The organism is Zhihengliuella alba, assembly GCF_039538765.1.
Taxonomy (GTDB): domain Bacteria; phylum Actinomycetota; class Actinomycetes; order Actinomycetales; family Micrococcaceae; genus Zhihengliuella; species Zhihengliuella alba.
The window spans coordinates 1,258,544-1,268,439 of record NZ_BAABCJ010000001.1 but is presented as its reverse complement, the minus strand read 5'-3'; the positions used below and the strand labels follow the sequence as shown (position 1 = coordinate 1,268,439).

Here is a 9,896-nt window from a genome sequence, read left to right as displayed (position 1 = left end):
CGGGAGGGTGTGGGAGAGTAGGTCGCCGCCGGACAACCATTACAGCCAGGCCCCCGCCAACGCGGGGGCCTGACCTGTTTAACACACCGACCCGGGCGCCTTCGGCACCGCAGTATCGTGGGGGCATGACCGGCCTCTTCTCCCATGCGCCCCAGGAACCCGACGACGAGACAGCGGGTACCGCGCCCCTCCCCGCCAGGACTGCAGCCGTGCGCGTCCCCGTCGACGCCGAGCACGCCTTCGAGGGCTTCACCGAGTACATCCACCTCTGGTGGCCGGCGGACCGGCACTCCCGCCTCGGGGCCGGAAGCCACTTCAGCCTCGATCGGGACGGGCTCCAGGAGGAGAACGACGCCGGAGAGGCGCACGCCTGGGCCGAACTGGTCCGGGCCGAGCCTCCCGGACTGCTCGAGCTGCGTCTCCTCCACCTCCACGAGCAGGCACCTCCGAGCCATCTCGCCCTTCGCTTCGTCGACGCCGGCGGCGTCGACGCCGGCGACGCAGGGACCGAGGTACGGCTCGAGCACGGCGGCTGGGCCGCCGGACGGGCAGGGGAGGCGCAGTACGCCGCCTCCGGCTACTGGAGCGACGTCCTGGACGCCTATGGGCGGTTCATGGGCTCCGGCCGCTGACGGGCCACGGCCGCGGCGGCGCGGTGGCCGATCCGCGTGCAGCAGAGACGCTCCGTGCGCGCGGACCGCGCTCCACCGGGCTCCCGAGGTCACTGTGTGCCGGGCACCACAGGGAGGGCCGCCGATTATGAGAATGCGCCGAGAATGAGTAAGCTATTGGAGGTTGCTAACGCACCGGGGTGTAGCGCAGCTTGGTAGCGCGCCTCGTTCGGGACGAGGAGGTCGCAGGTTCAAATCCTGTCACCCCGACCACTAGCAAAGGCGAGGGCCGACTCCACGGAGTCGGCCCTCGCCTTTTGTCTGCACCCTCCTGAGGGCGGCCGGTGAACACAGCCCCGGCCGGCTCAGGGGCGCGGGGCGGCTAGGGCCGGGCCGGGGGAGCGGTCGTCGAGCGCACGACGAACTCGGTGGGATAGAACCCGTCGGTCGGATCCCGTTCCAGGGCCCGCTCGCCCAGGAGCTCCAGGATCTTCCGCACGGCCCAGATACCCTGGCTGCGGGCATCCTGGCTGAACGTGGTCAGCCCGAACAGCTCACTCAGGTCGTGCCCGTCCATGCCGACCACGGAGAGCTCCCCCGGAACGTCGATCCCCGAGTCCCGGGCCGCCATGAGCGCGCCGAAGGCCATCTCGTCCGAGGCGCACACCACGGCGGTGGGCCGCTCCCGGGGCATGGAGAGCAGACTGCGGATCTTCCGGTAGGCGCCCTCGGTGGTGAAGTTCGCGGCGAGCAGCCACTCGGGCCGCACCTCCAGATTCGCCTGGTCGAGGGCGTACTCGAAGCCGTCCTGCCGCGCCGTGGTCAGCTTGAAGTCGACGTCGAACTCCTCCGAGCCGCCGAGGAACGCGATCCGCGTGTGGCCGAGCTCGATGAGGTGCTCCGTGAGGAGCGTCGTCGTGTTGAAGTCGTCCACGCGGATGGTCGCGATGTCCGGGATGAAACCGCCGATGGCGACGACGGGCTTGTCCACCGAGGCGAGCTGGCGGACCTCGTCGTCGCTGAGCTTGAGGGTGACGGTGATGACCGCGTCGAGCCGCTTGCGCAGCAGCAGATCGGAGAACACGGACGCCCGGTGCTGCTCCTGGCCGCCCGTGTCGTAGAGGGTGAGGTCGTAGCCGGCATTGATCAGCTCGCCGGCGATGCCCTCGAGGACCGTGGAGAAGAACCAGCGGCTCACCGTCGGCACCACCACGCCGATGTTCCGGCTCCGGCCGGAGGCCAGCGAGGACGCGTTGAAGGAGACCACGTAGCCGAGTTCCTCGGCCGCCTGCTGCACCCGCGCGCGCGTGCCGGGGGAGACCTTCCCGTTCCCGCTCAGGGCGCGGGAGACCGTCGCTGCGGAGACTCCTGCCCGGAGGGCGACATCTTTAATTCCAGCCATCGACCGTATTCTTCCATCCTGCCCGGGCCACTGCGGCCGCGGCGCCCGCGCGCGGCTCAGCCACCGGCGCCCGCACGGTCCGCGGGGCCGGTCCCGGCGGCGGCCTCGGCGGAGGCCGGCACCTCCAGCCAGACGGTGGCGTCCGGGGCGAGCGCGCCCTCGGCCACGGCGCCGGGGACGCTCTCGAGCAGGAGGCGCCCGGCCGGCAGCGGCACCGGCCCGGTGCCCGTGTTCAGCACCACGACGGTGCTCCCGTTCCGGTAGGCCGCCACGTCCGCGTCGGCGGGGCCGTCGGTCGGCTCGAGCCAGGCGAGTCCGCCGAGCCCGAGCCCCCGTCCCGCGCGCTCGCGCAGGGCCGCCCGGTAGAGCTCGAGCGTCGAGTCCCGGCGTCCGCTCTGGGCGTCCCGGGCGTACCCGGCCCAGGCCTCCGGCTGGGGCAGCCAGGGCTCGGCGCGGCCGCCGCCGTCGGACGAGCCCGGCGCCGTGCTGAACCCGAAGCTCGCGGCGTCCGCCCGCCAGGGCAGCGGCACGCGGCAGCCGTCGCGGCCGATCCGCTCGCCGCCGGTGCGGAGGAAGGTCGGATCCTGACGCGCCTCGGCCGGGAGGTCGAGGTGGTCGGGCAGGCCGAGCTCCTCGCCCTGGTAGAGGTACATCCCCCCGGGCAGGCCGAGGGTGAAGAGCGTCGCCGCCCGGGCCCGGCGCAGACCGAGCTCCTCGTCGGGGCGGTGCGCGCCGGGTGCGACGCCGTCGCCCACGTGCCCGGCGGCGCCCAGTCCGAAGCGGGTGGTGTGCCGGGAGGTGTCGTGATTGGAGAGCACCCACGTGGTCGGCGCGCCCACGGCGTCGAACGCGCGCAGGGAGCGCTCGACCGTTCCCTTGAACGAGGCCGCGCCCCAGCCCATGCCCAGGTAGTCGAAGTTGAACGTCTGGTGCATCTCGTCCCGGCGGACCCAGTGCGCCATCGTCTCCACGGGGTGGGCATTCGCCTCGCCGCAGAGGATCCGCTCGCCGTCGTACTCCTCCAGGACCCGGCGCCACTCGCGGAAGACCTCGTGGACGCCGGCCCGGCCGAACATCGGCGCGTCCGAGAACGGGTAGCCCTCCACCGGGCGCCCGTCGGGACGGCCGTGCCAGTCCGGCAGGTCCGGCTCCTTGATGAGGGCGTGCGCGACGTCGACGCGGAACCCGCCGGCGCCCCGGTCCAGCCAGAACCGCAGGATCCGCTCGAACTCGGCGCGCACGTCCGGGTGGTCCCAGTTGAAGTCGGGCTGCGAGGAGTCGAAGAGGTGCAGGTACCACTGCCCGGGGGAGCCGTCCGGCTCCGTCACCCGGGTCCAGGCGGACCCGCCGAAGTGGGACTGCCAGTTGTTCGGGGGCAGCTCGCCGTGCTCGCCGCGGCCATTGCGGAAGTGGAACAGCGCCCGGGGCAGGGCGCCGGGTCCGCCCGCCAGCGCCGCCTGGAACAGGGGGTGCTGGTCCGAGCAGTGATTGGGCACCAGGTCCACGATGATCCGCAGCCCCAGGCGGTCGGCCTCGGCGACGAGGTCGTCGAAGTCGTCGAGCGTGCCGAAGAGCGGATCGACGTCGCAGTAGTCGGACACGTCGTAGCCGGCGTCGCGCTGCGGCGATCGGAAGAACGGCGAGAGCCAGACGGCGTCCACGCCGAGGTCGGCGACGTGGCGGAGCTCCGCGGTGATACCGCGCAGGTCGCCCATGCCGTCGCCGTCGGCGTCGCGGAAGGAGCGGGGATAGACCTGGTAGATCACGGCGCGGCGCCACCACTCGTCCCGCGCGGAGGCCGCGTGGACGGGACGTTCGGCGGCGAGGGCGGGCGGCAGGGATGCGGCGGTGGTCATGCCGCCCATGGTAGCGGCATTGCCCGTTGTCTGGAAGCGCTTACCCCGATGTCCCCGACCGGTACAGGCATATTTGTGGAACGCTGGACGAACGTCATGTAAGCGCTTACACTCGTGTCTTGCATCACTTCGTGCCGAGCGGGCCTCCCGCGTCGACGCGCCAACGGGGATGCGGAATCGACCAACAAGGAGCTCACCCATGAAGGTGCACACTCGTACCATCAGCCGCCGCTCGGCGGCACTCGGGGCGCTGGGCGTCTCGGCCGTCCTGGCGCTCTCCGCCTGCGGCGGCGGCAGCTCGGAGCCGGCGGAGACGACGGCGGCCTCCGGGTCCCCCGCGGCCGGCAGCACCACGCTGACCATGTGGACCGACGCCGAGCGCGCGCCGGCCCTCGAGGAGATCGCGGCGCAGTTCGAGTCCGACAAGGGCATCGCCGTCGACCTCGTGGTCAAGGACTTCGCCGCCGTGCGCGACGACTTCATCACCCAGGCGCCGACCGGCAAGGGCCCCGACGTCCTCGTCGGCCCGCACGACTGGCTGGGCACCCTGGTGCAGAACGGCGTCGTGGCACCCGTCCAGCTCGGCGACAAGGCCGGCGACTTCAGCGAGGCCTCCGTCGAGGCGATGACCTACGAGGGCCAGACCTACGGCGTTCCCTACAGCGTGGAGAACATCGCCCTGGTCCGGAACACGGCCCTGGTGGGCGAGGCGCACGAGGACTTCGCCGACGTGGTCGCGGCCGGGCAGGCCGCGGTCGACTCCGGCGACGCCGAGTTCCCCTTCCTGGTGGGGCTGGACCCCAAGCAGGCCGACCCCTACCACGCGTACCCGCTGCAGACCTCGTTCGGCGCCCCGGTCTTCGAGCGCGGCGAGGACGGCTCCTACGACGTCAGCAAGCTCGCCATGAACAACGACGGCGGCAAGGAGTTCGCCCAGTTCCTCGCCGACCACGGCGATCAGGGCACCGGCGTCTTCAACTCCAACATCACCGGCGACATCGCCAAGGAGAAGTTCGCCGCCGGCGCCTCGCCGTACTTCCTCACCGGTCCCTGGAACATCCCGGCCATCGAGGAGGCGGGCATCGAGTTCGCCGTCGACCCGCTGCCCCAGGCCGGTTCCGAGGACGCGCAGCCGTTCATCGGCGTCAACGGCTTCTTCGTCTCCGCGCACAGCAAGAACCAGCTGGCCGCCAACGAGTTCGTCGTGAACTACCTCAGCGCCGAGTCGGCGCAGCAGGCGCTGTTCGAGCAGGGAGGCCGCCCGCCGGCCCTGACGTCCGCCTTCGAGCAGGCGGCCTCCGACCCGGTCGTCGCCGCCTTCGGCGAGATCGGCGCCGACGGCGTGCCGATGCCGGCGGCCCCCGAGATGCAGGCCGTCTGGGCCGACTGGGGCGCCACCGAGCTCGCCCTGATCAAGGGCGGCGTCGCCGACCCGGCGGCGGCGTGGGAAGAGATGTGCAAGTCCATCGAAGCCAAGTTCGACAGCTAGGACTAGAGCGTGCGCGGTGAATCGACCCCCACGGGGGCCGTCCGTCCGGCCGCGGGAGCGCCTCGGCGCGTCTCCCGCGGCCCCGACGGGCTGATCGGAATCCTGGCCAAGATCATCCTGCTGGGCCTCGTCGACGCGGCGGCCGCCTACGGCCTGTTCCAGCTCGCGGTGAGCGAGGAGTGGGTGGTCTTCGGCATCAGCCTGGTGGTGACGCTGGCCGTCAACTGGATCTACCTCGGGAAGAGGAGGCTCCCGGCCAAGTACCTGGCCCCGGGCCTGATCTTCCTCCTCGTGTTCCAGGTGTTCGTGATGTTCTACTCCACCTACATCGCGTTCACGAACTACGGCGACGGGCACAACTCCACCAAGGAGGACGCCATCCACGCCATCCAGCTCTCGGCGCTGGAGCGCGTGCCGGATTCACCGCAGTACGCGGCCACCGTGGTCGAGGACGGCGACGAGCTCTTCCTGCTCGTCACCGACCCGACCGGCCAGGTCAGCCTCGGCGGGCCCGAGCAGCCGCTCGAGCCCGTCGAGGAACCCGTCGAGCGGGACGGCACCGGCAAGGCCGTCGCGGTCGAGGGGTACGAGACCCTCCAGTTCGCCGACCTGCTGAACCGGCAGGCCGACGTGGCCGAGCTCGTGGTCCCGCTCAGCGAGGACCTCGAGGACGGGACGCTGCGCACCCAGGACGGGTCGACGGCCTACGTGTTCAAGCCCCGTCTCACGTACGACGCCGCGGCCGACACGTTCACGAACACCACGACCGGCGTGGTCTACTCCGACTCCGGGGAGGGCACGTTCCGCGCGGAGTCCGGGGAGACGCTCGGGGTCGGCTGGAAGATCAACGTCGGCTTCGAGAACTTCGAACGCGCCGTCACGGATCCGGACCTGCGCGGCCCGCTCCTGCAGGTGGTGCTCTGGACCTTCGCCTTCGCCTTCCTGTCCGTCCTGACGACCTTTGCGCTCGGTCTCTTCCTGGCGATCGCGTTCAACCGGGCCGACCTGCGGGGCAAGCGGATCTACCGGGTGCTCATGATCCTGCCCTACGCCTTCCCCGCGTTCCTCTCGGGGCTGGTGTGGTCCGGCCTGCTGAACCCGGAGTTCGGGTTCATCAACAACGCGCTGCTCGGCGGCGCCGACATCGCCTGGCTCACGGACCCCTGGATGGCGCGGTTCTCCGTCCTCCTGGTGAACCTCTGGCTCGGCTACCCGTACATGTTCCTGGTCTGCACCGGGGCGCTGCAGTCGCTGCCCCCGGACGTCGAGGAGGCCGCCCGCATGGACGGCGCCGGCGCGTGGCGCATCTTCAGCGCCATCAAGCTGCCGCTGCTGCTGGTCTCGCTCGCGCCGCTGCTGATCTCCTCGTTCGCGTTCAACTTCAACAACTTCAACGTCATCTACATGCTCACCGGCGGCGGGCCCCGGTTCGCCGGCACCACCTTCGACATCGGCGCCACGGACATCCTGATCACGATGGTCTACAAGGTCGCCTTCGGCACCGGCACGGGCCGCGACTACGGGCTGGCGAGCGCGCTGGCGATCATCATCTTCATCGTGGTGGCCCTCGTCTCGACGATCAGCTTCAACCGGACCAAGGCGTTGGAGGAGATCAACTGATGCCCACGCACAGCACCGCACGCGAACCCGCCACGGCGATCCCCGCACCGAGGATGTCCTTCGGCCGGTGGGCCCGGGAGAAGGGGTGGCGGCACCTGGTGGCCGCCCTGGCGACGCTCTTCTCGATCTTCCCGCTGGTCTACGTCCTCTCCGCCGCGCTGAACCCCACCGGCACGATGGCCGGGGCGACGAGCCTGTTCACGAACATCGGCTTCGGCAACTTCGAGGCGCTGTTCTCCAACGAGCAGCGCCCGTTCGGCCGCTGGTTCGTCAACACCCTCGTGATCGGTGTCGTCGCCAGTGGCGCCACGGTGTTCCTCGGCGCCCTGGCCGCCTACGCCTTCTCCCGCATGCGCTTCTACGGACGACGGGTGGGACTGCTGGCGCTCCTGCTGCTGCAGATGTTCCCGCAGCTGCTCGCCGTCGTCGCGATCTTCCTGCTGCTGAACTTCATCGGCGACATCTTTCCGTTCCTCGGGCTCGGAAGCATGCTTGGATTGATCATGGTCTACCTGGGAGGGGCGCTCGGCGTGAACACGTATCTGATGTACGGGTTCTTCAATACCGTCCCCAAGTCCCTCGACGAGTCGGCCCGGATCGACGGCGCCTCGCACGCGCAGGTCTTCTTCCGGATCGTGCTGCCGCTGGTGACGCCCATCCTCGCGGTGGTCGGCCTGCTGGCGTTCATCGGCATCTCGAGCGAGTTCGTGATCGCCTCCGTGGTGCTGACCGACCCCGACTCGCAGACGCTCGCCGTGGGCCTGTACTCGTACGTGGCCCAGCAGCGCAGCGAGAACTGGGGCGTGTTCGCCGCGGGCGCCGTCATCGCCGCCATCCCGGTCATGGCCCTGTTCCTGTTCCTCCAGCGGTACATCACCTCCGGCCTGACGGCCGGAAGCGTCAAGGGGTAGTCGATGACCAGCAGCACCGATCCGTTCGCCCGCGTCCCGCTCAGCTCGTGGCCGCACCACGACGGATCGGCGCTGCACGTCGGGAGCCTGTTCCCGGCGCTGGGGGAGAGCGTCCCGGTGCGGCTGCGCCTCCCGGACTCCCTGAGCGCGGCGCTGGGCCCGGTCGAGGGGGTCTGGCTGCGCAGCCTCCGGGACTTCGAGCCCCACTACGAGGCCGCCGCCGTCCTGGACGGCGGCGGCCCGTCGTCGTCCTGGACCTGGTACGGGACCGATCTGCCGGTGGTCAATCCCGTCCAGCGGTACCGCTGGCTCGTCCGGGCCGGAGGGCGGGCGTACTGGCTCAACGCCGCCGGGTTCTGGGACCGCGACGTGACCGACGCCCACGACTTCCGCCTCGCCGCCCACGCGGGCCGGACGACCCCCGACTGGGCCCACCGGTCCGTGATGTACCAGGTGTTCCCGGACCGCTTCGCGCGCTCGCCCCAGGCCGACCGGCATCCGACGCCGGAGTGGGCGATCGCCTGCGACTGGGACACCACGGAGGTGATCGGCCAGGGCCCGCAGACGCCGTACCAGTTCTTCGGCGGGGACCTCCCCGGGATCACCGAACGGCTCGACCACCTGGTCCGGCTGGGCGCCACGGTCCTCTACCTCACGCCGATGTTCCCGGCTCGGTCCAACCACCGGTACGACGCGTCGTCGTTCTCCGGCGTCGACCCGCTCCTGGGCGGCGACGAGGCACTCGTGGAGCTGGTCCGGGCCGCGCACGATCGCGGGTTGAAGGTCCTCGGCGATCTCACGACCAACCACTCCGGGGCCGCCCACGAGTGGTTCCAGACGGCACTGGCGGACCCGCGCTCGCAGGAGGCCGGCTTCTACTACTTCAGCGACGACCACAGCACCTACGAGGCCTGGCTCGGCGTGGACTCGCTGCCCAAGTTCAACTGGCGCTCCGAGGCGCTGCGCCGGCGGTTCGTCCTCGACGACGACTCGATGGTGGCCCGCTGGCTCCAGCCGCCCTACGACCTCGACGGGTGGCGGATCGACGTGGGCAACATGACCGGCCGACTGGGCCGGGAGGACCTGAACCACGAGGTCGCCGGCCTCATCCGCGACCGCATCGCCGAGGTCAAGCCGGACGCCCTGCTGCTGGCCGAGTCCACGTCCGACGCGGCCCCGGACTTCCAGGGCGACACGTGGCAGGGCGCCATGACGTACACGAACTTCACCCGGCCGCTCTGGCACTGGCTGGCGGACGAGCCGGAGGCGCTCGCCGGGCGCGAGCCGTGGTTCTTCGGCGTCCCGCCCGGGGCCACGGACCGGAAGCCGGCGGAGACGTTCCTGGTGACGCACCTCGATTTCGTCTCCGGGTTCCCGTGGACGGTCCGGCGGTGCAACATGAACGCGCTGGACACGCACGACACCGCCCGGGCCGCCGGGATCATGCTCCCCGGCGGCCAGGCCATCGGCGTGCTGCTCCAGTACACGCTGCCCGGGATCCCCATGGTCTTCATGGGCGACGAGTTCGGGTTGACGGGGTGGAACGGCGAGGCCTCGCGCACCCCGATGCCCTGGGGCGAGCTCGAGGCGCCGGAGAGCGCACGACGCCGGATCCGCGAGGACCTGCGCGGGCTCTACGGGGCGCTCGGCTCGCTGCGCGCCGACAGCCCGGCCCTGCTGGACGGCGGGATCCGGTGGCTGCACGCCGAGGGCGACGTCCTGGTCTTCGTCCGCGAGCACGCCGAGCAGACGGCGCTGGTGGTGGCGTCACGCGCGGCCTTCCGGGTCGAGCTGGAGCTTCCGTCCGTCACGACGGCGCCGGTGGGGGAGTGGGAGCACGCGCTCGACGCCGGCAGCGGTGCCGGGGCCGTCCAGGACGGCGACACGGTCCGCCTCGAGGGGACCGGCGGGCCGGGCGGGGCCGTGTGGCTCCTGCCGGGCGTCCGGTAGCCGGCGCTCGGCAACTCGGCGCGCGGCTACTCGGCGCGCGGCTACTCGGCGCGCGGC

At 71.3% G+C, this 9,896-nt stretch carries 7 protein-coding genes and 1 tRNA gene; 6 read left to right on the top strand and 2 right to left on the bottom strand.

Annotation, left to right across the window (positions count from 1 at the left end):
* The first annotated feature begins 125 nt into the window (after positions 1-125).
* Positions 126-632 (top strand): SRPBCC family protein, encoded by a 507-nt coding sequence (locus ABD784_RS05780; RefSeq protein WP_344881192.1) that lies wholly within the window; start codon positions 126-128, stop codon positions 630-632.
* A 175-nt stretch (positions 633-807) separates the two neighbouring features.
* Positions 808-884 (top strand) — tRNA-Pro (locus tag ABD784_RS05775).
* Between the two features lie 109 nt (positions 885-993).
* Here ABD784_RS05775 and ABD784_RS05770 read toward each other — a convergent pair.
* Both ABD784_RS05770 and ABD784_RS05765 read right to left on the bottom strand, forming a co-directional pair.
* Entirely contained in the window at positions 994-2,013 is a 1,020-nt protein-coding gene (locus ABD784_RS05770) for a LacI family DNA-binding transcriptional regulator (protein ID WP_344881189.1), read from the bottom strand.
* A 56-nt stretch (positions 2,014-2,069) separates the two neighbouring features.
* Positions 2,070-3,869 (bottom strand): glycoside hydrolase family 13 protein, encoded by a 1,800-nt coding sequence (locus tag ABD784_RS05765; RefSeq protein ID WP_344881186.1) that lies wholly within the window; start codon positions 3,867-3,869, stop codon positions 2,070-2,072.
* A gap of 199 nt (positions 3,870-4,068) precedes the next feature.
* On the opposite strand from ABD784_RS05765, the gene ABD784_RS05760 reads away from it, so the two are divergent.
* Genes ABD784_RS05760 through ABD784_RS05745 form a run of 4 tightly spaced genes read left to right on the top strand, consistent with a single transcriptional unit; the run spans position 4,069 to position 9,839 of the window.
* Positions 4,069-5,358 carry a sugar ABC transporter substrate-binding protein gene (locus ABD784_RS05760; RefSeq protein ID WP_344881182.1) on the top strand — a complete coding sequence of 430 codons (1,290 nt, stop codon included), beginning with the start codon at positions 4,069-4,071 and terminating at the stop codon, positions 5,356-5,358.
* Positions 5,359-5,367: 9 nt separating this feature from the next.
* Positions 5,368-6,978: an ABC transporter permease subunit gene (locus ABD784_RS05755; RefSeq protein ID WP_344881179.1), complete on the top strand. Its 1,611-nt coding sequence runs from the start codon at positions 5,368-5,370 to the stop codon at positions 6,976-6,978.
* On the top strand, positions 6,978-7,889 hold the full coding sequence (locus ABD784_RS05750) for a sugar ABC transporter permease (protein ID WP_344881176.1): 912 nt from the start codon (positions 6,978-6,980) through the stop codon (positions 7,887-7,889). Before ABD784_RS05755 ends, ABD784_RS05750 begins: the two co-directional genes overlap by 1 nt.
* Before the next feature lie 3 nt (positions 7,890-7,892).
* Positions 7,893-9,839 (top strand): glycoside hydrolase family 13 protein, encoded by a 1,947-nt coding sequence (locus ABD784_RS05745; RefSeq protein ID WP_344881173.1) that lies wholly within the window; start codon positions 7,893-7,895, stop codon positions 9,837-9,839.
* Positions 9,840-9,896 lie beyond the last annotated feature (57 nt).

Coding starts and splice junctions, on each gene's coding strand:
- ABD784_RS05780 (WP_344881192.1), top strand. CDS start 126: ATGACCGGCCTCTTCTCCCATGCGCCCCAGGAACCCGACGACGAGACA.
- ABD784_RS05770 (WP_344881189.1), bottom strand. CDS start 2,013: ATGGCTGGAATTAAAGATGTCGCCCTCCGGGCAGGAGTCTCCGCAGCG.
- ABD784_RS05765 (WP_344881186.1), bottom strand. CDS start 3,869: ATGACCACCGCCGCATCCCTGCCGCCCGCCCTCGCCGCCGAACGTCCC.
- ABD784_RS05760 (WP_344881182.1), top strand. CDS start 4,069: ATGAAGGTGCACACTCGTACCATCAGCCGCCGCTCGGCGGCACTCGGG.
- ABD784_RS05750 (WP_344881176.1), top strand. CDS start 6,978: ATGCCCACGCACAGCACCGCACGCGAACCCGCCACGGCGATCCCCGCA.
- ABD784_RS05745 (WP_344881173.1), top strand. CDS start 7,893: ATGACCAGCAGCACCGATCCGTTCGCCCGCGTCCCGCTCAGCTCGTGG.